A 24,245-nucleotide genomic window follows, 5' to 3' on the forward strand; every position below is an offset into this window, starting at 1 on the left:
ACCCCGTCCTGCCCGCATCCCCGACCCTGCCCCGGGAGACTTCGCCATGTCCGCAATCCGCCGGAACCGGAAGGCGGCCGCCGCGCTCGCCGCGTCCGCCTCCATCGCCCTGTTCGCGTCCGCCTGTACGGGCCAGAGCACCTCCTCCGCCAAGGACGACCCGTCCAAGGAGACGACGATCACCTTCTGGCACGGGTGGAGCGCGCCCGACGAGGTCAAGGCGATCCAGGCCGATGTGGACGCCTTCGAGAAGGCGCATCCCAACATCCATGTGAAGGTCGTCGGCAACATCAACGACGACAAGATCAACCAGGCGCTGCGCGCGGGCGGTTCGAGCGCGCCGGACGTGGTCTCCTCGTTCACCACCAACAACGTCGGCAAGTTCTGCTCGTCGCACGCCTTCGTCGACCTCGACGCCTTCCTGAAGAAGGACGGGATCGACCCCGCCAAGACGTTCCCCAAGGCGATGAACGAGTACACCCGGTTCCAGGGCAGGCGCTGCACGCTCCCGCTGCTCGGTGACGCGTACGCGCTCTACTACAACAAGGACGCCTTCAAGGCGGCCGGGATCGCCGAACCCCCCAAGACCTGGACCGAGTTCGCCGAGGACGCCAAGAAGCTGACGAAGACCAAGGGCGACTCGTACGAGCAGCTGGGCTTCATGCCGACCTACCACGGCTACGAGTCCACCACCGAGCACTACCTCGCGCAGTGGTCGCCCACGTACTTCGACTCCAGCGGCAAGTCGAACATCGCCAAGGACCCGGCCTTCGCCAAGGCCCTCGCCTTCCAGAAGCAGCTGGTGGACGACCTGGGCGGGTTCCAGAAGCTGGAGAAGTTCCGGACCGGTTTCGGCGACGAGTTCGGCGCCAAGCACCCCTTCCACCTGGGCCAGGTCGCCATGCAGATGGACGGCGAGTGGCGCCTGGCGATGGCCGAGGAGGCCAAGCCGAAGTTCGAGATAGGGGTCGCCCCGCTGCCGGTGCCGGACGACCAGGTCGCCACCGCCGGCAAGGGCTACGTCACCGGCACCATCGTCGGCATCCCCGCCACCTCCGCCAAGCAGAACGCCGCCTGGGAGCTGGTCAGGTTCCTGGCCACCGACACGGACGCGGTGGTGAACTTCGCCAACGCCATCCACAACGTGCCGTCCACCCTGGACGCGCTGAAGTCGCCGAACCTGAAGTACGACCCGCGCTTCAAGACGTTCCTGGACATCGCGCAGAACCCGAACTCGACGACCACCCCCGCCTCGGTCAACGGCGGCCAGTACCTGCTCTCCCTGCAGAACCTCGGCTACGACGTCGAGAAGGGCAAGCAGACGGACGTCAAGGCCGGTCTGGACGCGACCGCCCGGGAGATCGACGCCGCGATCGCCCAGGCCAAGTAAGCCGGTCCGGTCCCCTCATGAGCACGTACACGCTGCGCGCCAAGCGCCGCCGGGCCGCGCTGCGGACCCTGGCCTTCATGTCACCGTGGCTGATCGGCTTCGGCGTCTTCTTCGCCTACCCGCTCTTCTCCACGGTCTACTTCTCCTTCACCGACTACGACGGCTTCGCGGCTCCCTCCTTCACGGGCCTGAAGAACTGGTCGTACGTCTTCGACGACTACCCGCTGTTCTGGCCCGCGCTGCGCAACACGCTGTGGCTGGTGATCGTGATGGTCACCTGCCGGGTCGTCTTCGGCCTGGGCGTCGGGATGCTGGTCACCAAGATCAAGACAGGCGTCGGGGTCTTCCGGACGCTGTTCTACCTCCCGTACCTGGCGCCGCCGGTGGCCGCCACGCTCGGCTTCGTCTTCCTGCTCAACCCCGGTACGGGCCCGGTCAACTCGGTCCTGACCGACCTCGGCGTCCCCGCGCCCGACTGGTTCACCGACGCCTCCTGGTCCAAGCCCGCGCTCACCATGCTGGCGGTGTGGGGGGTGGGCGACCTGATGGTCATCTTCATGGCCGCGCTGCTCGACGTGCCGAAGGAGCAGTACGAGGCCGCCGAGCTGGACGGGGCCTCGGCCTGGCAGCGGTTCCGGTTCGTGACGCTCCCGAACATCTCGCCCATCGTGATGTTCGCGGTGGTGACCGGGATCATCCAGACCATGCAGTACTACACCCAGCCGCTGGTGGCCGGGAAGGTCGCCTCCGGGATCATCGGCAACTCCGGGCAGCAGTTCGAGCCGGGCTACCCGGACAAGTCGACGCTGACCCTGCCCCAACTCGTGTACAACCTGGGCTTCCAGCGCTTCGAGTACGGCTCCGCGTGCGTGGTCGCGCTGGTGCTCTTCGCCCTCTCCATGGCCTTCACCGCCCTGCTGATGCGGCGCCGCGGCGGACTGATCCAGGCAGGTGACTGACATGGCGACGACCGATCCGGCCTACCCGCCGACGACGGCCGCGGCCACCCCGGCGGCCCGGACGGCCCGCCGCAAGGCGCTGCTCCACTGGATCGCGGTGCACGCGCTGGCGGTGGCCGCGGCCCTGTTCTTCGTGCTGCCGTTCGTCTTCCTGGTGCTCACCTCGCTGATGGACGACCAGCAGACGCTGACGCGCGATCTGATCCCGCACCACTGGGAGTGGTCCAACTACAAGAAGGTGTTCGACACCCCGGGTTTTCTGACCTGGTGGCGCAACACCCTGGTCTACGCGGGGCTCGGCACCCTCCTCACCGTGGTGTCGTCCCTGCCGGTGGCGTACGCGCTCGCCAAGTTCCGCTTCCGGGGCCGCAATCTGTCGATGATGCTGGTCATCTCGATGATGATGCTGCCGCCACAGGTGATCATCATCCCGATGTATCTGTTCTGGGCGAAGCAGCTGGACCTGTCGGGCACGCTCTGGCCGCTGATCGTCCCGATGGCGTTCGGCGACGCGTTCTCCATCTTCCTGCTGCGCCAGTTCCTGCTGACCATCCCGAACGAGTACCTGGACGCGGCGAAGGTCGACGGCTGCGGGGAGCTGCGGACGCTGCTGCGGGTGGTGGTGCCGATGGCGAAGCCCGGCATCGCCGCTGTCGCGCTCTTCCAGTTCTTCTACGCCTGGAACGACTACTTCGGACCTCAGATCTACGCCTCGGAGAACCCGGGCGCCTGGACCCTGTCGTACGGCCTGGAGTCCTTCAAGGGCGCGCACCACACCGACTGGAACCTGACCATGGCCGCGACCGTTCTGGTCATGGCCCCTGTCATCCTCGTCTTCTTCTTCGCCCAGAAGGCGTTCGTCGAGGGTGTCACACTGACCGGAGTGAAGGGCTGACGTCTGTTATGAAGCTCGCAGTTGTAGGGGGCGGATCCACCTACACCCCCGAACTCGTCGACGGCTTCGCGCGGTTGCGGGACACGCTGGCGATCAGTGAGCTGGTCCTGGTGGACCCGGCGGCCGACCGCCTGGAGCTGGTCGGCGGCCTGGCCCGGCGGATCTTCGCCCGCCAGGGGCACCCCGGGAGGATCACCACCACCTCCGACCTGGACGCGGGCGTGGAGGGCGCCGACGCGGTGCTGCTCCAGCTGCGCGTCGGCGGCCAGGCGGCCCGCGAGCGGGACGAGACCTGGCCGCTGGAGTGCGGCTGCGTCGGCCAGGAGACGACGGGCGCGGGCGGTCTCGCCAAGGCGCTGCGGACCGTCCCGGTGGTCCTGGACATCGCCGAGCGGGTGCGGCGCGCCAACCCGGACGCCTGGATCATCGACTTCACCAACCCGGTGGGGATCGTCACGCGCGCGCTGCTCCAGGCCGGGCACAAGGCGGTCGGGCTCTGCAACGTCGCCATCGGCTTCCAGCGCAAGTTCGCGGCGCTGCTGGACGTGGCGCCCGGCGCGGTGCATCTGGACCATGTGGGCCTCAACCACCTCACCTGGGAGCTCGGCGTACGCCTCGGCGGGCCCGAGGGCGAGAACGTGCTGCCGAGGCTGCTCGCCGAGCACGGCGACGCGGTCGCGGACGACCTGCGGCTGCCCCGCCGCCTCCTGGACCGCCTCGGCGTGGTCCCCTCGTACTATCTGCGCTACTTCTACGGCCACGACGCCGTGGTGCGCGAGCTCGCGACCAAGCCGTCGCGGGCGGCGGAAGTGGCCGCGATGGAGCGGCGGCTGCTCGCCATGTACGGGGACCCGGCGCTCGACGAGAAGCCGGCGCTGCTCGCCGAGCGCGGCGGCGCCTTCTACTCGGAGGCGGCCGTCGACCTCGCGGCCTCGCTCCTTGGCGACGGCGGCAGTCCGGTGCAGGTCGTCAACACCTACAACAACGGCACCCTGCCGTTCCTCGCCGACGACGCGGTGATCGAGGTGCAGGCGCGGATGGACAAGAGCGGCCCGGTGCCGCTGCCCGTGCCCGCGCTCGACCCGCTGTACGCGGGGCTGATCGCGAACGTCAGCGCGTACGAGGACCTGGCGCTCGAAGCCGCGCTGCGCGGCGGGCGCGACCGGGTCTTCCGGGCGCTGCTCGCGCATCCGCTGGTGGGCCAGTACGACCACGCCGAGGGTCTGACCGACCGGCTCCTCGCGCACAACCGGGAGCACCTTTCGTGGGCATGAGCGTGCTGGCGGTCGACGCCGGCAACAGCAAGACCGACGTCGCCGTGATCGGCCCGGACGGCACGGTCCTGGGCAGCGCCCGGGGCGGCGGCTTCCGTCCCCCGGCCGTGGGCGTGACGGCGGCGGTGGACGGCCTCGCGCAGGCGGTCGAGGCGGCCTGGGCGGACGCCGGGCACAGCGGACCGGTCGGCGTCGACCATGTGTCGGCGTGCCTGGCCAACGCCGATCTCCCGGTCGAAGAGCGGGAGTTGGCCGAGGCGCTGACCGCCCGGGGCTGGGGCGGGACCGTGCGGGTGTACAACGACACCTTCGCGATCCTGCGGGCCGGGCTGCCGCGCGGGGCCGAGCCGCGCGGGGTCGCGGTGGTGTGCGGGGCGGGCATCAACTGCGTCGGGATGACACCGGACGGCCGCACCGCCCGCTTCCCGGCGATCGGCAGGCTCTCCGGCGACTGGGGCGGCGGCGGGGGCCTGGCGGAGGAGGCCCTGTGGTTCGCCGCGCGCGCGGAGGACGGCCGGGGCGAGCCCACCGCGCTGGCCCGGGCGCTGCCCGCGCACTTCGGACTGCCGTCCATGTACGCCCTGATCGAGGCGCTGCACCTGGAGCGCGTCCCGGCCGCCCGCAGACATGAGCTCGCGCCGGTCCTGTTCGAGGTCGCGGCGGCCGGGGACGCGATCGCCCGGGCGCTGGTGGACCGCCAGGTCGAGGAGATCGTCGCGCTCGCGGTGGTGGCCCTGGACCGCCTGGGCCTCCTTGACGAACAGACGCCGGTCCTGCTCGGCGGCAGCGTCCTCGCCGCGCGCCATCCCCAACTGGACGACGGCGTACGGAACCTGCTGGCGTCCCGGGCCCCGAAGGCGGTCCCGCTGGTGGTCTCGGCGTCACCGGTGCTCGGGGCGGGGCTGCTGGGACTCGACGTGGTGGGCGCCGAGGAGGAGGTGCTCGAACGGCTGTGCCGGCAGTACGTGTAGGCGTACGAGCGCCCTCGGTCACATCCGTACACACCGAAGGGAACCGAATGGGTGCCTTCGGCGTATACATGAGGGGGAAGTAGACAGTGGGGAACGGGGCGGCGCGAAGCGACAGGGGCGCAGCGGGCGGGTAACAAGATCAGGTCAACCCTTGTGTCGTGGCCGGTCCCAGCGTCCATACTGCTGACCAGGCACTGGGTGACCGAGGGGGAGGTCTAGTGGCACACCCGCCGAACACGCGCGCACCTGAAGAGGCGTCGGCGACGGCACGGACATCGGCACCGGCGTACCCCGCCCAGCCCCCCGCCCCGCGCCGGGGCGGCTGGGCCGAGGCCCGCGAGCGGCTGCGGGCGGCCGCGACCACCGAACCCGGCAGGCTGTGGATCGTCGGGACGGTCGTGGCGCTGCTCGTCGTGGCGTTCGGCGCGGTCACCGCCTGGGAGGTCTCCGACCGGGCGGCCGCCGCCGACGACGTGGTGAGCCGCAGCCAGCCGCTGAGCGCGGACGCGGCCTCCATCTACCGCTCGCTGGCCGACGCGGACACCGCCGCCGCCAGCGGCTTCCTCGCGGGCGCGCAGGAGCCGCACGACGTGCGCCTGCGGTACGAGACGGACATCGCCACCGCCTCCCGCCTGCTCGTCAAGGCCGCCGCCAACACCACGGGTTCGTCCGGCTCCGCCCAGTCCATCGCCCAGCTCAACGAGCAACTGCCGGTCTACAACGGGCTGATAGAGCAGGCCCGCGCCAACAACCGGCAGGGCTTCCCGGTCGGCGGCGCCTATCTGCGCTACGCCAACGAGAAGATGACCTCGGACCTGCTGCCCGCCGCCCACACGCTGTACGCGGCGGAGACCGGGCGGCTCTACGAGGACTACGACCAGGCCGAGACCTGGCCGTACGCGGCGCTCGCGGTCGGTGTGATCGCGCTCGGCGGGCTCTTCTGGGCCCAGCGGCGCACCTATCTGCGGACGAACCGGGTCTTCAACCACGGGCTGCTCGCGGCCAGCGCCGCCTCGGCGGTCGTCCTGCTGTGGCTGGTCGCCGCGCACGCGGTGGCCGCCGACGACCTGTCGACCTCGCGCTCGCACGGCCAGGAGTCGCTGAAGGTGCTCAACGACGCCCGGATCAACTCGCTGCAGGCCCGCGCCAACGAGAACCTGACGCTGGTGGCGCGCGGGGCCGTCCTGACGGCGGACGGCAAGGACGACAAGTACGACGCGATGTACAAGGCGGAGATGACGGACCTCGTGGCCCAGCTCGGCTCGGCCGGGAAGCTCGCCGACGACAGCTCGGGGCGCACCCCGGTCGAGGACGCGCGCACCAGCGTCACCGAGTGGCAGCAGCGGCACGGCAAGGCGCACGACACCGATACCAGCGGCGACTACGACGGCGCCCTCAAGCAGGTCATCGGCGAGTCCGGCTCCACCGGCCAGTCCTTCGACCGGGTCGACGCGGCCCTGGAGAAGGCGATCGGCCATGAGCAGAGCGAGTTCACCCGGGCCGCCTCGGACGGCAAGGGCGCACTGACCGGCCTTCCGCTGGGCGCCGCGGTGCTCGCGGTGCTCGGCGCGGCGGCGGCCGGTGTCGGCGTCAGCCGCAGGCTGGCGGAGTACAGGTGAGCACCGTGGGGTACAGGGCACCACTGGCCCGAGGCGCGCAGCGGTCCTGGAAGGGGGCGCGATGAACAGGAACGGCAGGCTCCGTGGGTGGGGCGGTGTCGGCGGGATGGCCCTGGCCTGTGCCGCCGCAGCTTCCCTGCTCGTACCGCTGTCGCGGCACGCTGCGGGCGGGGACGGCGGGCAGGTCGGCGGATCCGGCGTGGCGCAGGGCGTCCAGGCGAAGGCCGACACCTGCAAGGACCCCGAGGCCAGCCTGCCGCCGTCGAGCGACGACGGGCCGAGCATCGCGAAGATCAAGAAGGCCGGAAAGCTGGTCGCGGGCGTCGACCAGAACAGCTTCCGGTGGGGCTACCGCAATCCGGCGACCGGGCGGCTCGAAGGCTTCGACATCGATCTGGTGCGGGCGATCGCCAAGAACATCCTGGGCGACCCGGACGCGGTCATCTACCGCGCCATCCCCACCAGTCAACGCGTCCCGGCGCTCCAGAACCACCAGGTCGACGTCGTGGTGCGGACGATGACCATCAACTGCAAGCGGATCGGCCAGGTCGCCTTCTCCTCCGCGTACTTCACGGTCGGGCAGCAGGTGCTCGCGCCCAAGGAGTCGACGATCACGGGATACAACTCCACGCTGAACGGCAAGAAGGTCTGTGTGGCGGCCGGTTCGACCGCGTACGACGCGCTGGAGACTCAGTCGTACGGCGCCGTCTACAAGGACCTCACGGTGCCCAACCAGCTGGACTGCCTGGTGCGTCTCCAGCTCGGCCTGGCCGACGCGGTGCTCACCGACAGCGCGCTCGCCGCGAGCCAGGCCGCGCAGGATCCGGCGGTCCAGCTCAAGGGCGTTCCGCTGACCCCGGAGTACTACGGAGTGGCCACCAACCTGGCGAACACGGACCTGGTCCGCCGGATCAACCAGGTCCTGGTGGACTACCGCAGCGGCGGCGCCGACAGCCCGTGGATGAAGGCCTACCGCGAATGGCTCGCCGTCGACCTGCCCGGCATATCCGGCCCGCCGGAGCCCAAGTACCGTTCGCAGTAACCGGATCGGCACCGGTGTCGTACCAGTGCGGTGGAACGCGGAGCAGAGAGGTGATCGATGGGCGCGGGATCCTTCCCCGGCTCCTCCTCGGGGAGGCCCGCCCGGCCGGTGCTCGACCGGGACGAGGTGGACCGGGCGCTGTCCCGGCTCGACGCCGAGCACGAGGCGATCGAGACCTCGCTGCTCGCGCTCCAGGACCACGCGGGCAGACGGCTGCTCGAAGGCGCGGAGCTGACCGGGGTCACCCGGGAGCGCTGGGCGGCGGCCGAGCAGTCGATCTCCTTGCTGTGGACGTACTTCGACGCGTACAAGGCGGCCCTGGACGCGGCGCGTGAGCTGCGCGAGCGGCGCCGGTGGCCGTCCCGCGAGGATCTGCTGGAGCTCACCGAGCGGCTGCTCGGAGAGTCCGTGACGGTCGCCGGATCGGCGCAGGCCGCGGGCTCGATCACCGGCCCGGCCCGGCTCACCGAGCGGTTCACGCTGGAGAAGCTGGTCGGCCGGATGAACGAGCTGTACGCGAGCTCGCTCGACCTGGTGGTCGCGGCCGACGCGGTGTGGTCGGCGCTGCCCGCCCGGATAGACCTGCTCGCGGCCGAACTGCACCGCACCCGGGGCCTGGCGCACTCGGTGGGCGTGCGCCCCGGGGAGCATCCGTCGGGGGACGACCTGGAGTCGATCACCCAGGAGCTGACGGCGCTGCGCGGCCAGGTGGTCTCCGACCCGCTGGCGTTCTGGCTGCCCGCGCCCGGCAGTTCGGCGCCGGGGGGCGGGCGTCCGGACACCGAGCGCTACGACCGGGCCGCCCGCGCCCTCGACGAGGTGCGCCGCGAGATCGAGGCGGTCCTGACGGTCCGTCAGGACGCCGAGATGCGGCTGCTGCGGCTGCGGGACGTGCTCTCGCGCGCGGACCGCACGCTCACCGAGGCGCGGGCCGCGCGGGGCGAGGTGCTGGCGAAGATCGCCGCGTCGGAGGTGCCCGCGGTGAGCGGTCCGCCGACCGCGCTCCAGGAGCGCCTGGTGGCCGCCGCCGAGTACCGCAGACACGCCCAGTGGCACCGGCTCTCCCCGCTGCTCGAATCGCTGGAGCGGGAGGCCGAGGACGAACTGCTGCGCGCCCGCGAGTCGTTGACGGCCGTCACCGCGCCGCTGGCGGTCCGCGCGGAGCTGCGCGGTCGGCTGGACGCGTACAAGGCGAAGGTCGCCCGGCACGGCATGGCCGAGGACCCGCTGCTCATCGAGCGGTACGACGCGGCGCGCCGGATGCTGTGGTCCGCCCCCTGCGATCTGCGCGTCGCCGAGCAGGCGGTGCTGCGCTACCAGCAGGCGGCGGCCGACGTCCTGGTCCCGAGGCAGAGCGGACCCGTTGACCACAGGGGGGAATCATGAGCGAGCGGAAGAAGTGCCAGCGCCCCGGTTGCGAGGGCGCGTACGAGGACATGGGCGGCGGTGAGCTGTACTGCGACACCTGCGGCCTGGCGCCAGTCGTCTCGGTGAACGGGAGCCTCAGCTCGCCCGCGACCGGCATCACCGGCGGCGGCCACAAGGGCACCGGCTCCTCGCCTCTCTCCGTGTCGGCCGGCTCGGCGGGCTCCTCGCGCTCGTCGCAGGCCACCCGCTCCTCGCGGTCCTCGACGTCCCGGCGCTCGGTCTCCGGCCGCCTGTCGCGCTCGCTGACCGGCGGGTCCGGCAGCTCGCGTTCGGTCTCGGTGCGCAGCTCGGGCTCGGGGACCGGCGGTTCGGCGCGCAGCAGACTCGGCGCCGGGCTCTGCGCCGTGCCCACGGTGCCCCGCCCCGACCCGGCGACCGCGGTGATGGAGAACCCGGAGGTCCCCGAGCGGAAGCGATTCTGCTCGAAGTCGGACTGCGGTGCGCCGGTCGGCCGCTCGCGCGGTGAGCGGGCCGGGCGCACCGAGGGGTTCTGCACCAAGTGCGGCCACCCGTACTCGTTCGTGCCCAAGCTGCACAAGGGCGACATCGTGCACGGCCAGTACGAGGTGGTGGGCTGTCTGGCGCACGGCGGCCTCGGCTGGGTCTACCTCGCCGTCGACCGCGCGGTCTCCGACCGCTGGGTGGTCCTCAAGGGCCTGCTCGACACCGGCGACCAGGACGCGATGGCGGCGGCGATCTCCGAGCGCCGCTTCCTCGCCGAGATCGAGCACTCCAACATCGTCCGCATCTACAACTTCGTGGAACACCTCGACCAGCGCACCGGCTCCCTGGACGGCTACATCGTCATGGAGTACGTGGGCGGCAAGTCGCTCAAGGAGATCGCCAACGACCGGCGCGGCACCGACGGCAGGCGCGACCCGCTCCCGGTCGAGCAGGCGTGCGCGTACGGGATCGAGGCCCTGGAGGCGCTGGGCCATCTGCACAGCCGCAATCTGCTCTACTGCGACTTCAAGGTCGACAACGCGATCCAGACCGAGGACCAGCTGAAGCTGATCGACATGGGCGCGGTGCGCCGGATGGACGACGAGGAGTCGGCCATCTACGGCACGGTGGGCTACCAGGCCCCCGAGGTCGCCGAGTCCGGCCCGTCGGTCGCCTCCGACCTGTACACGGTGGCCCGTACGCTCGCCGTCCTCACCTTCGACTTCCAGGGCTACACCAACGTCTTCGCGGACAGCCTGCCCGACCCCGAGAACATCGAGGTCTTCCGTACGTACGAGTCGTTCTACCGGCTGCTCGTACGGGCCACCGACCCCGACCCGGCGCGCCGGTTCGCCTCCGCGCAGGAGATGGCCGAGCAGCTGACGGGCGTGCTGCGGGAGGTCGTGGCGCTCCAGACCGGCCGCCCGCGCCCGGCTCTGTCGACCCTGTTCGGGACCGAACTGCGCGTCCCCGACACGCAGTTGTTCGCCGAGCTCACCGGGGACGTGTCGGTGCTGGGCGCCCGCGCGCTGCCCACGGGCCGCCTGGCCCGCAGGCGCGCGGCCGCGAACGGCCCGGCGGGCGCGCCCGGTTCGGCGGCCGCCGTCACGGCCGCCCCCGCCACCACGCCGCCCCCTTCGACGTCTCAGGCCGCCCCCACGGCCCGCACCGCCACCGCCGTCGTCCCCGCGCCCCGCGTCGGGGGCGGCCCCGGCCCGTACGCCACCGGTGACGCCGAGCTCAGGGCGCTCGACGCGGGCGCCACCTCGCTGGCGCTTCCGGTGCCGCACGTGGACCCGGGCGACCCCAACGCGGGCTTCCTCGCGGGGCTGATGGCGGCGGCGCCCGCCGAGCTGATCGCCGCGCTGCGGGCCGCGCCCGCCAACTCCGTGGAGAAGCGGCTGCGCGAGCTGCGGGCCCGGCTCGACATGGGCGAACTGGTCTCCGCCGGCAAGGGCCTGGAGTCCCTGGAGCACGACCATCCGGACGACTGGCGGGTGGTGTGGTACCGGGGTGTCGCCTCGCTGGTCACCGGCGACCACGAGAACGCCGCGCTCTCCTTCGACGCCGTCTACGACGCCTTCCCCGGCGAGCCCGCGCCCAAGCTGGCGCTCGGCGTGTGCGCGGAGGTGCTCGGCCAGCTGGACAACGCGGCCGAGTACTACCGGCTGGTGTGGACCACCGACCCGAGCTATGTCAGCGCCGCGTTCGGCCTGGCCCGGGTGCAGTTGGCGGCGGGCGACCGCACCGCGGCCGTGCGCACCCTGGAGTCGGTGCCGGAGGCGTCGATCCACTACACGGCGGCGCGGGTCGCGGCCGTACGGGCGCGACTGCGGCGGCGCTCCCCGGGCGAGCCGCTGCTCGACGACCTGCGGGCGGCGGCGGCCCAGGTGGACGCGCTGCAGAAGCTGGGCCTGGACGCGGTGCGCCGCGAGCGCCTGGCCACCGAGGTCCTGGGCACGGCGCTCGACTGGGTACTCTCCGGGAGCCGGGGCGCCCAGAACCCGGGCGGCCCGTCCGCCGGGGCCATACTGCTGGGCAGCGAGCTGGACGAGCGGGGCCTGCGGTTCGGCCTTGAGCGCTCGTACCGGGTGCTCGCCCGGCTCGCCGCCGGCGGCGACGAGCGGATCGAACTGGTGGAGCGGGCAAACCGTTTCCGCCCCCGGACGTGGGTGTGATTGATGGCGCAGATGCATCGGCCGGCGGCCGGGTCGACGTGCCCCGACTGCGGGGAGCCGCAGGAGTCGGGCGACCTGTTCTGCGGGCGCTGCGGGTACGACCTGTCGGCCGGTCCTGTTCAGGGCCCGGCGGTGGACAGCCCGACCGTGGTCCTCGGCAGTCCCGTGGCGGGCGAGGCCTGGCCCGCCGACCGTGAGAGCGAGGGCTCGCCCACCGGCGCGCCCGCCGCCGCGCCCTCGGGCGTACGGCTCGACGGCCCGGCCGAGCCCGAGGAGTACCCCCTGCCCGCACCCGACCCGCGCGCCGCCGACCCCGAGCCGGCCACCCATGTCACGACTCCGGTCAAGGTCTGTGTGGCCTGCCGGGCCGGGCGGGTCGACGCGGACGGCTACTGCGAGAACTGCGGGCACGCCCAGCCGCGCGAGCGCGACCACATGGAGCTGGAGCTGAGCGCGGTGGCGGCGGTCAGCGACCGCGGGCTTCGCCACCACCGCAACGAGGACTCCTTCGCCCTGTCCACGACCTCGCTGCCGGACGGCTCCCCCGCCGTCGTCGCGATCGTCTGCGACGGCGTGTCCTCGGCGACCCGCCCCGACGACGCCTCGGCCGCCGCCGCGGCCCGCGCCAACGACACGCTGCTGCACGCGCTGCCGCAGGGCACGCACCCGCAGCAGGCGATGCACGAGGCGATCGTGGCCGCCGCCGAGGCGGTCAACTCCCTCGCCACCGAGCCCGGCCGGGCCATGGAGCACGACCCGCACCGCCAGGAGAACGCGCCCGCCTGCACCCTGGTCGGCGCGGTCGCGGCGGGCGGGCTGCTCGTGGTCGGCTGGGTCGGCGACAGCCGGGCGTACTGGGTGCCCGACGACCGTACGACCCCGCCCGCCCGGCTCACCGAGGACGACTCCTGGGCCGCGCAGATGGTCGCGGCGGGCCTGATGAGCGAGGCCGACGCGTACGCGGACGAGCGGGCGCACGCGATCACGGGCTGGCTCGGCGCCGACGCGTACGAACTGGACCCGCACACCGCCTCGTTCAAGCCGGACCGCTCCGGTGTGGTCGTGGTCTGCACCGACGGGCTGTGGAACTACGCGGAGGGCGCCCAGGAGATGGCCGGCGCGGTGCCCGCGGACGCCGCCGAACGGCCGCTGCACAGCGCCCAGGTGCTGGTCGGCCACGCCCTGGACGGCGGGGGCCACGACAACGTAACAGTGGCCGTCCTGCCGTTCACGGTCCCGTCGTCGGGGGCAGGATCCGCCTACAACTAGGCCTTCGCACCGGTTTCCGTCACTTTCCTCTCTTCAGGCCCAGAAGCCTCAAGGAGCCTTTCAGATGGCCAACTTCTCCAAGTCCACCGCGCCCCGGTTCTCCGTCGAGGTCTACCAGAACGCGTATCTGCCGGAGGGCGGCCGCGAGGTCAACGCGATCGTCACGGTGACGTCCACCGGCGGGGGCACGGTCGGCGGCGCCCCGCTGGCCGGGGCCGCGCTGTCGCCCTCGTACATACCGGGCCAGGCGCCCAGCGCCGCCGTGGTGATCATGGTCGACTGCTCGGGCTCGATGGACTACCCGCCGACGAAGATGCGCAACGCGCGCGACGCGACGGCGGCCGCCATCGACACCCTGCGCGACGGCGTGGCCTTCGCCGTGGTGGCCGGGACCCACCAGGCCAAGGAGGTCTACCCGGGCAACGGCCGTCTCGCCACCGCCGATTCGGCCACCCGCGCGCAGGCCAAGGAGGCGCTGCGCAGGCTGAGCGCGGGCGGCGGCACCGCCATCGGCACCTGGCTGAAACTGGCCGACCGGCTGCTCAACGACGCCGACGTGCCGATCCGGCACGGCATCCTGCTCACCGACGGCCGCAACGAACACGAGTCGCCCAAGGACCTCCAGGCGGCGCTGGACGCCTGCGCCGGACGGTTCACCTGCGACGCGCGCGGGGTGGGGACCGACTGGGAGGTCAAGGAGGTCACCCAGATCGCCTCGGCGCTGCTCGGCACCGCCGACATCGTCGCCGATCCCTCGGGCCTGGCCGCCGACTTCACGCGGATGATGGAGACCGCGATGGGCAAGGAGGTCGCGGACGTGGCGCTGCGGCTGTGGAACCCGGTCGGCGTCGAGATCAAGTTCGTGAAGCAAGTGGCGCCCACCGTCGAGGACTTGACCTCGCGGCGCGCCGAGGCGGGCCCGCGCGCCGGGGACTACCCGACCGGCTCGTGGGGCGACGAGTCCCGCGACTACCACGTGTGCGTCCAGGTCCCGGAGGCCGGAATCGGCCAGGAGATGCTGGCCGCGCGCGTCTCGCTGATCCTTCCCGACCCGGCGGGCGGTACGCCGCAGACGCTCTCGCAGGGTCTGGTGCGGGCGGTGTGGACCGAGGACATGGCGGCGTCCACCGCCATCAACCCCCAGGTCGCCCACTACACGGGTCAGGCGGAACTGGCGCAAGTCATCCAACAGGGTCTCGATGCCCGCAAGTCGGGCGATATCGACGGCGCGACCGCCAAGCTCGGCCGGGCCGTGCAGCTCGCCGCGGCCTCGGGGAACGCGGATACGGCGAAGCTGCTTGCGAAGGTGGTGGACGTCGTCGACGAGGCGACGGGTACTGTGCGACTCAAGGCGAAGGTCGCGGAGGCGGACGAGATGACTCTCGAAACCCGTTCCACCAAGACCGTTCGCGTCAAGAAATAGGACCGCGTCAAGCGGTACGAGCAGCAGCGATACCACTTGAGTGTGTCGGCCCGAGGGCCGGACGAGGAGAGGGGGAAGCGACTCCATGCCGACCTGCCCGAACGGACACCAGTCGGGTTCCGACGACTGGTGCGAGGTCTGCGGCCATCGCATGGGCGCCGTGCCGCCGCCTCCCCCGCCCCCGCCGCCCGCGTTCCGGCAGGGCCCGCCGCCCCCGCCCGGCGGCGGCTACGGCTACCCCGGCCCCGAGGCGCCCACCGCCCCGGCGGAGCTCTGCCCGCAGTGCCGCACGCCCCGGGAGGGCAACACGCCCTTCTGCGAGGAGTGCCGCTGGAACTTCCTCACCCAGACGGCGACCTCGTACACGCCCCTGGCGCCGAATCCGGCCCCGTCCCAGGGCCCGGCCCTGAACCTGCCGCCGGGCTTCCAGTCGCCGCCGCCCCAGCAGCAGCGCGACCCGTACGAGTACCAGAGCTCGCGGCCCTCGCAGGTCAACCGGCCCGCCGAGCCGATCGGCGGCGACCCCTCGCGCCAGCAGGGCCCGCCGTCGTTCCGGCCGGGGCCGCCCCCGCCGCCGAACGTGGACACCGCGCAGCAGCAGCCGCCCGCCTTCCAGCAGGGTCCGCCGCCTCCGCCGGTCTTCCAGCAGGCCGGTCCGCCCGCGCCCCCGGCGTTCCAGCAGCCGCCGCAGCAGCAGGCCGAGGCCGACGACTGGCTGATCCCGCCGCCCGCACCGGTACCGGCGCCGCAGCACACCCAGGCGCCGCAGCCCCCGCAGCAGCCCCAGCCGCCTCAGCAGCAGTTCCAGGCCCCGCCCGCCCAGGCGAACTGGACGGTGACGGTCGGCCCGGACCGCGACTACTTCATGGCGATGATGCAGCGCAGCGGCCCCGAGGCGGCGGGCCTCAACCTGCCCGCGTACTCGCCGGAGCAGCAGCGTCCGCTCACCGGCAACCAGCTCACCATCGGCCGCCGCCGCCACTCCACCGGCGAGGCCCCGGACATCGACCTGGCCGTGCCGCCGGAGGACCCGGGCGTCTCGCACCAGCACGCGGTCCTGATCCAGCAGCCGGACGGCGGCTGGGCGGTGGTCGACCAGAACTCGACGAACGGCACCACGATCAACGGCGCCGAGGAGCCGATCCAGCCGTACATCCCGGTGCCGCTCCAGGACGGCGACCGGGTGCACGTCGGCGCCTGGACGACGCTGACCGTACGCCGGGGCTGAGCGCTCCGCCGGAGGTGCGGATATTCGACTGCGGGCCGGCTGTGGCTGGTCGCGCAGTTCCCCGCGCCCCTTTGGGGCACGCGGCACCGCACCGGTACTTCCCACAGACCGCTTGGGCTCCGAGCCTCACGCGGCATCCCGCAGGGGCCAGGTGTAGGGCCCCTGCGGGTCGTCCAGCCAGGCCCACTGCCGCCCGCCGCTGACCGTCACGCCGAACCGCTCCCGGCGCGGGCGCCCCTCGCGCCGCCACAGCTCGTACGCCTCGTACGGGTCGAGGCTGTCCTCGGTCAGCGCGAGCAGGAAGCGGAACAGATCGCTCTCCAGGCCCGGGTGCGGCAGCCCGCCCGCGTACGGGAGGTCGCGCTCCGGGCCGGGGGCCACCCCGCGCAGCGGCACGAAGTACGCGGGGGTGTGCAGGAAGCGGCCCTGCGCGTACCCGGCGTCGCGCACCTTCAGCAGGATCAGACCGGTGGCCAGCGGGGCCTCGATCAGCGCGCCCCGGGCGCACTGCCGCAGCCACGCGGACGGCACCCACGGCAGGGTGCAGGTCGCGATGATCTTGTCGAAGGGGGCTCGGGACGGGCAGCCGCGCGCCCCGTCGCCGGTCACCACCGCCGGATGGAAGCCCGCGGCGGCCAGATGCGTACGGGCCGACTCGGTGATCTCCGGTTCCAGGTCGACCGTGGTGACCAGGCCCTCACCGAGGCGGTGGCAGAGCAGCGCCGCGTTGTAGCCGGTCCCGGCGCCGATCTCCAGCACCGCGTCCCCGTCCCGTATCGCCAGCACCTCCAGCATCCGCGCCATCAGCGACGGCTGGCTGCTGGAGGAGAGCAGTTCCCCGTCGCGCACCCGGGTGGCCAGCGGCATGTCCGTGTAGACCCCGGCCAGCCAGCGCTCACGCCGGGCCGGGTCGGGGTCGGCGCCCCACAGCCGCTCGTAGCCGCCGGGGCCGCCGACGAAGTAGTAGGGCACGAACAGATCGCGGGGCACCTCCTCGAAGGCGGCCCGCCAGGCCGGGTCGGCGAGCGCGCCCCCGGCCACGATCTCCCTGACCAGAGCCGCCCGCGCGACGGCCGGATCCCGGTGTGCGCCCATATGTCCACTGTGCTGCGTGCGGGGCCGGGAGGCGAGTGGTCCCCGTAAGTCCTACGTCCCCGGTCCTCGGCCGGGCCATCTGAGACGATGGTGTGGTGCTGCACCTCCCGGGGGACAACCCCCGGACCCCCGGCCGAGCCCGGGGGCACGCCTGAATGACATTGCGAGGCATATACACGTGACCGAGATTCCGCGCGGCACGCTTCAGGAGCAGACCTTCTACGAGCAGGTCGGCGGCGAGGAGACCTTCCGGCGCCTGGTCCACCGCTTCTACCAGGGCGTCGCCGAGGACCCGCTGCTGCGGCCGATGTACCCGGAGGGCGATCTGGGCCCGGCCGAGGAGCGCCTTGTGCTGTTCCTCATCCAGTACTGGGGCGGCCCGCGCACCTACAGCGACCACCGCGGTCACCCCCGGCTGCGGATGCGGCACGCGCCGTTCACCGTCGACCGGGCCGCGCACGACGCCTGGCTGACCCATATGCGCGAGGCCGTCGACGAGCTGGGGCTCTCCGATGAGCACCGGACGACGCTCTGGAACTATCTGACGTACGCGGCCGCCTCGATGGTCAACACGGCCGAATAGCGACCGAAGAGCGACGGTCAACACCGCCGAGCTAAACGGAAGTTGACGTTCCATCCGGTCCGCCACCGGAATGCGGCAATCCACGATCGCATTCCGGTCACGATCGGATGAAGGTCGCCCCTGTCCGGTCCGCAAGCGGTTTCCACCGACCCGTGCCCTCTGAAAGCATCGTCGCCTGTCAGCACAACTGGACAGACGTTCGGGGGAACGAGGGGTCTGGGGGGCCGTAGGTGGCGGGATTCGTGTTTCTGCGGGTGCGCGCGCACCGGCTGCTGCTCGCCGCCGCACTGCTCGCGGTCCTGCTCACCACCTCGGTGCTCGCCGCCCTGACCGCGTTCTCCGGCTCCATCGGCGACGCCGCCCTGCGCCACACCCTGCAGACCCGCTCGGCCGTGCCCGCCGCCCTCACCGTCAAGGCGAACGTCCAGGAGCGCAACCGGCAGGCCGCCGACACCGCCGTACGCGAGGGAGCGGCCCGCACCTTCGACGGACTGCCGGTCACCACCCGCGAGTTGACCCAGTCCGGGCCCTACGCCCTGCCGCGCTCGCTCCAGCCGCCGGGAGAGCGCAAGGGCGACCCCGATCTCACGCTCTTCGCCGCCGTCGACCGCACCCGGGTCAGGCTCACCGGCGGCAGCTGGCCGGCCGCGCCCACCGCGCGCGGGGAGGTCCAGGCGGCTCTGCCCGAGACCGCCGCCGCCCAACTGGGCCTGCGCACCTGGCCCGTCTCCCTGACGCTCGCCGACCGGCTCGGCGGCCCGGCGGTCAAGGCCGTGATCACCGGCGTCTACCGGCCCGTCGACGCCACCGAGGCGTACTGGCAGCTGGACGACCTCGGCGGCCGGGGCATGCGCAAGGTCAACTTCACCACGTACGGGCCGCTGCTCACCGATCCCGCCGCGCTCACCGGCGGCCGGGTCAGCGCGGGCCAGACCTCCTGGCTCGCCTCCGCCGACTTCGCCACCCTGACCACCGGCCGCATCCACGCCCTGCGCGCGGCGGCCACGGCGGGCCCCAAGTCCCTGGTGAACGGCGGGGTGTTCGCGGGCGACGCGGCCGCCTCCACCGCACTGCCCGACATACTCGACCGGGCCGAGCGCTCCCTGCTCGTCTCGCGCTCGACGCTGCTGATCGTGGCCCTGCAACTGATGCTGCTCGCCGGGTACGCGCTGCTGCTCGTGGCCCGGCTGCTGAGCAGCGAGCGCACCGGCGAGAGCACCCTGCTGCGGGCGCGCGGCGGCTCGCGCGGCCGCCTGCTCGCCCTGTCGGCCATCGAGGCGCTGCTGCTCGCCGCACCTGCCGCGCTCTGCGCCCCGCTGCTGTCCGGCCCGCTGACCCGGCTGCTCGCCGGGCACGGCCCGCTGGCCCGGATCGGCCTGCGCCTGGACACCGGCACCACCGGCACGGTGTGGCTGGTGGCGGTCCTGGTCGCGCTGGGGTGCGCGGCGGCCGTGGTGGCCCCGGCCCTGTCCGCCGGGCGCACCACGCGGCCCGGCCGGGCGGGCACCCTGCCCGCGTCCGTGCGCGCCGGGGCCGACATCGGGCTCCTGGTGATCGCCGGGGTCGCCTACTGGCAGCTGGACCGGCAGACCTCCGGGACCGGGGCGCTGAGCGGCGACCGGGGCGGCGGCCTCGGCATCGACCCGCTGCTGGTGGCCGCGCCCGCGCTCGCCCTGCTCGCCGGGACCGTACTGACCCTGCGGCTGCTCCCGCCCGCCGCGCGCCTGGCCGAACGCCGGGCGGCCGGGGGCCGCGGCCTTCCGGCGGCGCTGGCGGGCTGGCAGCTCAGCCGCCGCCCGCTGCGCGGCGCGAGCCCGGTGCTGCTGCTCGTCCTCGCGGTCGCCATGGGCATGCTGGCGATCGGCCAGTCCGCGTCCTGGAACCGCTCGCAGGACGACCAGGCGGACTTCCGGGCGGGCACCTCGGTACGGGTCTTCGGGTCGAGCACCCCCGCCATGGGCCAGGCCGGTTCGTACGACAAGCTGCCGGGCGTACGGGCCGTGGCCCCGGCCGCGCGCTCGTCGGTGGAGCTCTCCGACAACCGCTCCGGCACCGTGCTCGCCCTGGACACCGCCCACGCGGACGGCCTGCTGCTCCGCGGCGACCTGGGCTCCGCATCCGCGCTGCCGCGCGAGCTCGCCCCGCCCCGCGCCCCCCGCGCCGGGGCGCTGCTCCCCGCGGACACCGCCGAGCTCGTCCTCGCGCTGCGCCTGGGCGCCGAGGACGCGTCCGGCAAGCCGACGACGGGCCGCACCCCGGTCGATGTGACGGCCGTCGTCGAGGACCGCTTCGGCGTGCGGTACACCGTCCCGGTCGGCACCCTGGCCGCCGACGGGCGCCCGGCCGAGCGCCGGGTCTCCCTGGACGCCGTGGCGGGCGCGCCGGTGGGCCGCCCGGCCGCCCCGCTCGCGCTCACCGGCATCGACCTGGACTTCACCATCCCGCTGGGACAGGGCGAGCGGCACCGCTTCACCGTCGACGCGCTGCGCGGCGTGAGCCGCGACGGCCGCACCACCCCGGTCGCCCTGCCCACCGCCGATCACTGGACGGCCGACTCGGTGGAGTTCGGCGGGCCGGAGACGAAGAGCCGACTGGCCCCCACTACCCAAGGCCAGGCGCTCACCCTGCCGTACTCGACGGGCGCCACCATGTCGCTCGCCAACACCTGGGGCACGCTGCCGAGCAGTACGGTGCGGATCACCGCCGCCCGGCCGAAGCCGCCGGAGCTGACGGCCGTGGCCGGTGACCGGTTCCTCGCCGCCAGCGGGACCAAGGTCGGGCAGAGCGTGACGGTCGTCCTCGCCGGCCAGACCCTGCGCGCGAAGGTCGTCGACCGGGTGCGCGACGTGCCCACGACCGGCCCGGGCGCGGGCGGCTCCGCCGAGCACGACGGCGGCGCGCTCCTGCTCGACCTGCGCGCGGTCAACGACCAGCTCGCCACCGACGGCTCCACCGCCCTCGCGCCGACCGAGTGGTGGCTCACCACCGCCCCGGGCGAGGCGGCCCGCACGGCGGCGGCGCTGCGGGCCCGGCCCGACATCGACCCGCAGCAGGTCGTGGTCCGCGCCGAGGTGGCCGAGCAGCTGCGTGACGACCCGCTGGGCGCGGGCCCGCAGGCCGCGCTCGCCGCCGCCTCCCTGGTCGCGGCGGCGCTGGCGGCGGTCGGCTTCGCGGTGAGCGCGGCGGGCTCGCTGCGCGAGCGGGGCGCCGAGTTCGCGGTGCTGCGGGCCCTTGGCGCCCCGCGCCGCCAGCTGGCCCGGCTGATCGCCGCCGAGCAGGGGGTGCTGATCGCGCTGGCGCTGCTGGTCGGTCTCGCCCTCGGGGAAGTGCTGACCAGGGCCGTGGTGCCGCTGATCGTGCTGACCGAACAGGCCACCCGGCCGGTGCCGAAGGTGCTGGTGCAACTGCCCGCCGGACAGCTGGCCGTGCTGCTCGCCGCGGTCGCCGCCGTACCGCTGCTGATCGTGGCGGCGCTGGCGCTGCGGCGGACCGACCCGGCGGTCTCGCTGCGTCATCAGGGGGAGGACTGAGATGAGTGCCAAGGCTGTCGCCCCCTGGGTGCGCACCCGGCTGCGGACCGCGCCGGGCGCGGCGGGCGCCCTCGCCCTGCTGGTGCTGCTGACCGCGTTCCTGGCCGCGGCGCTGCCGCGCGGCATCGACCGGTACGAGGACCGGGGGCTGCGCCACGCGGTGACCTCGGCCGCCCCGGACAACACCGTGATCCGGGTCTCCGGCCCGGTCGCGGCGACACCCGTCCCGGGTTCGGACCTCACCTCCGACAAGATGGCGCAGGGCTACGCGGAGCTGCTGCGGACGATCCCGGCGCCGCTGCGCCCGGACCGCGGCCAGTCGGCGTACGGGGTGCGCACCACGGAGAAGATCCTGAGCGACGCACGGGACACCTGGCTGGCCCGGCCCGAGGGGCTGCCACCGCGCTTCTTCGTCGACGCGCGGTCCGCCCCGGGCGACCACACCCGGCTGGTCTCCGGCCGCCTCCCCGCCGCCAAGGCCGCCGCCTCCTCACCGACGGCGGAGGCGGCGGTGACGAAGGCGACGGCCGACGCCCTGCACATCACGCCCGGTTCGGTCATCCATGTGAAGCGCCTCATGGCCGACCCGCTGGCGCTCCGGATCACCGGCATCGTCGAACCGCTGCGCCCCTCGGCCACGTACTGGGCCGCCGAACCGGTGCTGCGCGAGCCGGAGTTCGTCCTGTCCGACCTGAACGACCGCGACTCGCCGCACTACTGGTACGCGGGCCTGCTGCTCGGCCCCGACGCCGCCCCGGCGCTGGCCGGGGCCGCGGGCAAGCCCGAGGTGTACACCGACATCGCCCCCGACCCGCGGGCGATGAACGCCCGGCAGCTGGGCGGCCTCAAGAGCGCGCTCGCCTCCCTGAAGGGCGGCCCGGCCCTCGCCGACATCCGCGCGGCCACCGACGGCGGAACCCAGTTGATGACCCAACTCGACGCGGTCCTCACCCTGTTCACCTCGGTACGCGACTCGATCACCCCGGTGGTCGCGGTGGCCACCTTCGGGACGGCGACGGTCGCGGGCGTGGTCCTGCTGATGGCGGGCGGCCTCGCGGCGGCCCGCCGCACCAGCGAACTCGCCCTGCTGCGCGCCCGGGGCGGCTCCCTGCGCGGCATCGCCGGCCGCCTGACCGCCGAGACGGCGGTGGTGGCCGTCCCGGCGGCCGCGCTCGGCCTGGCCCTCGCGGTGCGCGCGGTCCCGACGGGCCGGATCGGTACGTCGCTGCTCGCCGTGGCCGCGGTGACGGCGGTGTCCTGCCTGGCCCTGCCGGTACGGGCGGTCCTCGCCCATCGCACGGTCCGCTCAGCCGAGCGCGACGACCTCGTCCGCGTCACGCCGTCCCGGCGCCGGACCGTGGCCGAACTGACGCTGCTGGTCCTGGCGGTGGGCGCGGTGGTGGCCCTGCGCCGCCGCTCCACCGCGGCGGGCTCCGACGCGCTGGTGAGCTCGGCGCCGGTGCTCGTGGGCGTCATCGCGGCACTCGTGCTCGTACGGCTGTATCCGCTGCCCCTGCGCTGGGCGGCCCGCCCGGCGGCCCGGCTGCGCAGCACGGTCGGCTTCCTCTCGCTGGCCCGCGCGGGCCGCGCCCCCGGCGGCGGGGTCCTGCCGCTGCTCGCCCTGCTCACGGCGCTGACCACGGCGGCGTTCGGCGGCTCGGTCCTGGCCGGGGTGGCGGACGCGCGGGACCGGGCGGCGCTGTACACGACGGGCGCGGACGCGCGTATCGACAGCGTGGGCCCGCTGCCGCCCGCCCTGCCCGGCCGGGTCGCCAAGGCCCCGGGCGTCTCGTCCGCGACGCCCGCGCACGTCGAGTACGGGGTGGAGATGCCGTACGGCGACCGGGTGGCGGTGATCGGCGCGGACCCGGACTCGTACGCACGGCTGACGGCTCGTACGGGGCTCGGTTCGATCCGGGCGGACGCGCTGCGGGCAGCGGCGGGTTCGGGTCCCGCGACCTCCGGGGCGCCACGGGGTGTGCTCCCGGCGATCGCCTCGCCGAAGGTGGCGGCGGGCCTGGGCAAGGGCCCCCGCAAGGTACGGGTGGCGGGCTACGACGTGATGGTCGAGGTCGTGGCGGTGCGCACCCGCACCCCGGCCGTCCCGCAGAGCGACTTCCTCGTCCTGGACGGGTCCGCTCTGGGCACCAAGTACCCGACGACGGTGCTGATCACGGGGCCGTCGGTGGACGGCAGAGCCCTGCGCGAGCTGGTGCGGACGGCAGCGGGCCCGCACCCCCACGACCCCCCGTCGGTGCAGCTGCGCAAGGACACCAGGCGGCAGCTCACGGACTCCCCGCTCCAGACGGGCGCGGAAGACCTCTACACGGCGGCGGTGGCGGCCGGAGCGGGCTTCGCCGCACTGGCCCTGCTGCTGTCGCTGCTGCGGGGCGCGCCGGAGCGGGCGGCACTGCTGGCGCGGCTGCGGACCATGGGCCTGACCCGTGGCCAGGGCCGACGGCTGCTGATCCTGGAGGCACTGCCGCAGGCGGTCCTCGCGGCGGTCGGCGGCGCCCTGACGGGCTGGGCGGCGACCGAACTCCTCGCCCCCGGCGTCGACTTGGCGGGCCTGGCCCTGGCGGCCTCCCCCGCGACGGCCGCGGTCACCGCCGAACTCCGGGCGGACCCGCTGTCCCTGGCGCTCCCGGCGGCCTGCGTGGTGGCCCTGGCGGCGGGGGTCGCGGCGACCCAGGCATGGTGGACGAGCCGACGCGGCTCGATCACGGAGTTGAGGGCGGGCGACACGAGATGAGGTGTACGGGGATGAGGACGGGGGCCGGACGATGACGGGGATGGGGTTGGGGATGGGTTGGGGGTCGGACGATGACGGGAACGGGCATGGGGACGGGGGCTGGACGATGACGGGAACGGGCATGGGGACGGGGGTCGGACGATGACGGGAGCGGGGACCGGGACCG

The 24,245-nt window shown here is 73.6% G+C and carries 16 protein-coding genes; 15 read left to right on the plus strand and 1 reads right to left on the minus strand.

The window, feature by feature from the left end:
- Window positions 1-46: 46 nt before the first annotated feature.
- The 12 genes from ACGFRG_RS12405 to ACGFRG_RS12460 all read left to right on the plus strand — a co-directional run bounded on the left by ACGFRG_RS12405 (window position 47) and on the right by ACGFRG_RS12460 (window position 16,119).
- Window positions 47-1,390 carry an ABC transporter substrate-binding protein gene (locus tag ACGFRG_RS12405; protein ID WP_361429989.1) on the plus strand — a complete coding sequence of 448 codons (1,344 nt, stop codon included), beginning with the start codon at window positions 47-49 and terminating at the stop codon, window positions 1,388-1,390.
- 17 nt (window positions 1,391-1,407) lie between these two features.
- A complete protein-coding gene (locus tag ACGFRG_RS12410; RefSeq protein ID WP_361429988.1) occupies window positions 1,408-2,349 on the plus strand; it encodes a sugar ABC transporter permease in 942 nt (313 codons plus the stop codon).
- Between the two features lies 1 nt (window position 2,350).
- A complete protein-coding gene (locus ACGFRG_RS12415) occupies window positions 2,351-3,244 on the plus strand; it encodes a carbohydrate ABC transporter permease (protein WP_361429987.1) in 894 nt (297 codons plus the stop codon).
- 8 nt (window positions 3,245-3,252) lie between these two features.
- Window positions 3,253-4,518, plus strand: coding sequence for a 6-phospho-beta-glucosidase (locus tag ACGFRG_RS12420; RefSeq protein WP_393263440.1), 1,266 nt, complete (start codon window positions 3,253-3,255; stop codon window positions 4,516-4,518).
- Window positions 4,515-5,489 carry an N-acetylglucosamine kinase gene (locus tag ACGFRG_RS12425; protein ID WP_393263442.1) on the plus strand — a complete coding sequence of 325 codons (975 nt, stop codon included), beginning with the start codon at window positions 4,515-4,517 and terminating at the stop codon, window positions 5,487-5,489. The genes ACGFRG_RS12420 and ACGFRG_RS12425 overlap by 4 nt, the downstream gene beginning before the upstream one ends.
- Before the next feature lie 218 nt (window positions 5,490-5,707).
- Window positions 5,708-7,108, plus strand: coding sequence for a hypothetical protein (locus tag ACGFRG_RS12430; protein ID WP_393263444.1), 1,401 nt, complete (start codon window positions 5,708-5,710; stop codon window positions 7,106-7,108).
- 61 nt (window positions 7,109-7,169) lie between these two features.
- Entirely contained in the window at window positions 7,170-8,150 is a 981-nt protein-coding gene (locus ACGFRG_RS12435) for a glutamate ABC transporter substrate-binding protein (protein ID WP_393263446.1), read from the plus strand.
- A 57-nt stretch (window positions 8,151-8,207) separates the two neighbouring features.
- Window positions 8,208-9,536 (plus strand): hypothetical protein, encoded by a 1,329-nt coding sequence (locus tag ACGFRG_RS12440; protein ID WP_361429983.1) that lies wholly within the window; start codon window positions 8,208-8,210, stop codon window positions 9,534-9,536.
- Entirely contained in the window at window positions 9,533-12,199 is a 2,667-nt protein-coding gene (locus tag ACGFRG_RS12445; protein ID WP_393263448.1) for a tetratricopeptide repeat protein, read from the plus strand. The genes ACGFRG_RS12440 and ACGFRG_RS12445 overlap by 4 nt, the downstream gene beginning before the upstream one ends.
- 3 nt (window positions 12,200-12,202) lie before the next feature.
- Window positions 12,203-13,468, plus strand: coding sequence for a PP2C family serine/threonine-protein phosphatase (locus ACGFRG_RS12450; protein ID WP_393263450.1), 1,266 nt, complete (start codon window positions 12,203-12,205; stop codon window positions 13,466-13,468).
- A gap of 64 nt (window positions 13,469-13,532) precedes the next feature.
- Window positions 13,533-14,891 (plus strand): VWA domain-containing protein, encoded by a 1,359-nt coding sequence (locus ACGFRG_RS12455; protein ID WP_393263452.1) that lies wholly within the window; start codon window positions 13,533-13,535, stop codon window positions 14,889-14,891.
- Between the two features lie 85 nt (window positions 14,892-14,976).
- Window positions 14,977-16,119: an FHA domain-containing protein gene (locus tag ACGFRG_RS12460; RefSeq protein ID WP_361429979.1), complete on the plus strand. Its 1,143-nt coding sequence runs from the start codon at window positions 14,977-14,979 to the stop codon at window positions 16,117-16,119.
- Between the two features lie 126 nt (window positions 16,120-16,245).
- Here the strand turns inward: ACGFRG_RS12460 and ACGFRG_RS12465 are convergent, their stop codons facing one another.
- Window positions 16,246-17,214, minus strand: a complete 969-nt coding sequence (locus ACGFRG_RS12465; protein ID WP_393263454.1) for a methyltransferase domain-containing protein — start codon at window positions 17,212-17,214, stop codon at window positions 16,246-16,248.
- 178 nt (window positions 17,215-17,392) lie between these two features.
- Between ACGFRG_RS12465 and ACGFRG_RS12470 the strand changes: the two genes are divergently transcribed.
- From ACGFRG_RS12470 to ACGFRG_RS12480, 3 genes are all read left to right on the plus strand, one after another.
- The gene (locus ACGFRG_RS12470; protein ID WP_361429977.1) at window positions 17,393-17,797 is read left to right on the plus strand and encodes a globin; all 405 of its coding nucleotides are present in this window, start codon (window positions 17,393-17,395) and stop codon (window positions 17,795-17,797) included.
- Between the two features lie 230 nt (window positions 17,798-18,027).
- Window positions 18,028-21,327 carry an FtsX-like permease family protein gene (locus ACGFRG_RS12475; protein WP_393263456.1) on the plus strand — a complete coding sequence of 1,100 codons (3,300 nt, stop codon included), beginning with the start codon at window positions 18,028-18,030 and terminating at the stop codon, window positions 21,325-21,327.
- A gap of 1 nt (window position 21,328) precedes the next feature.
- On the plus strand, window positions 21,329-24,079 hold the full coding sequence (locus tag ACGFRG_RS12480; RefSeq protein WP_393263458.1) for an FtsX-like permease family protein: 2,751 nt from the start codon (window positions 21,329-21,331) through the stop codon (window positions 24,077-24,079).
- Window positions 24,080-24,245: the final 166 nt, after the last annotated feature.

The sequence above is a fragment of the Streptomyces sp. NPDC048696 genome (assembly GCF_043198895.1).
Lineage (GTDB): Bacteria > Actinomycetota > Actinomycetes > Streptomycetales > Streptomycetaceae > Streptomyces.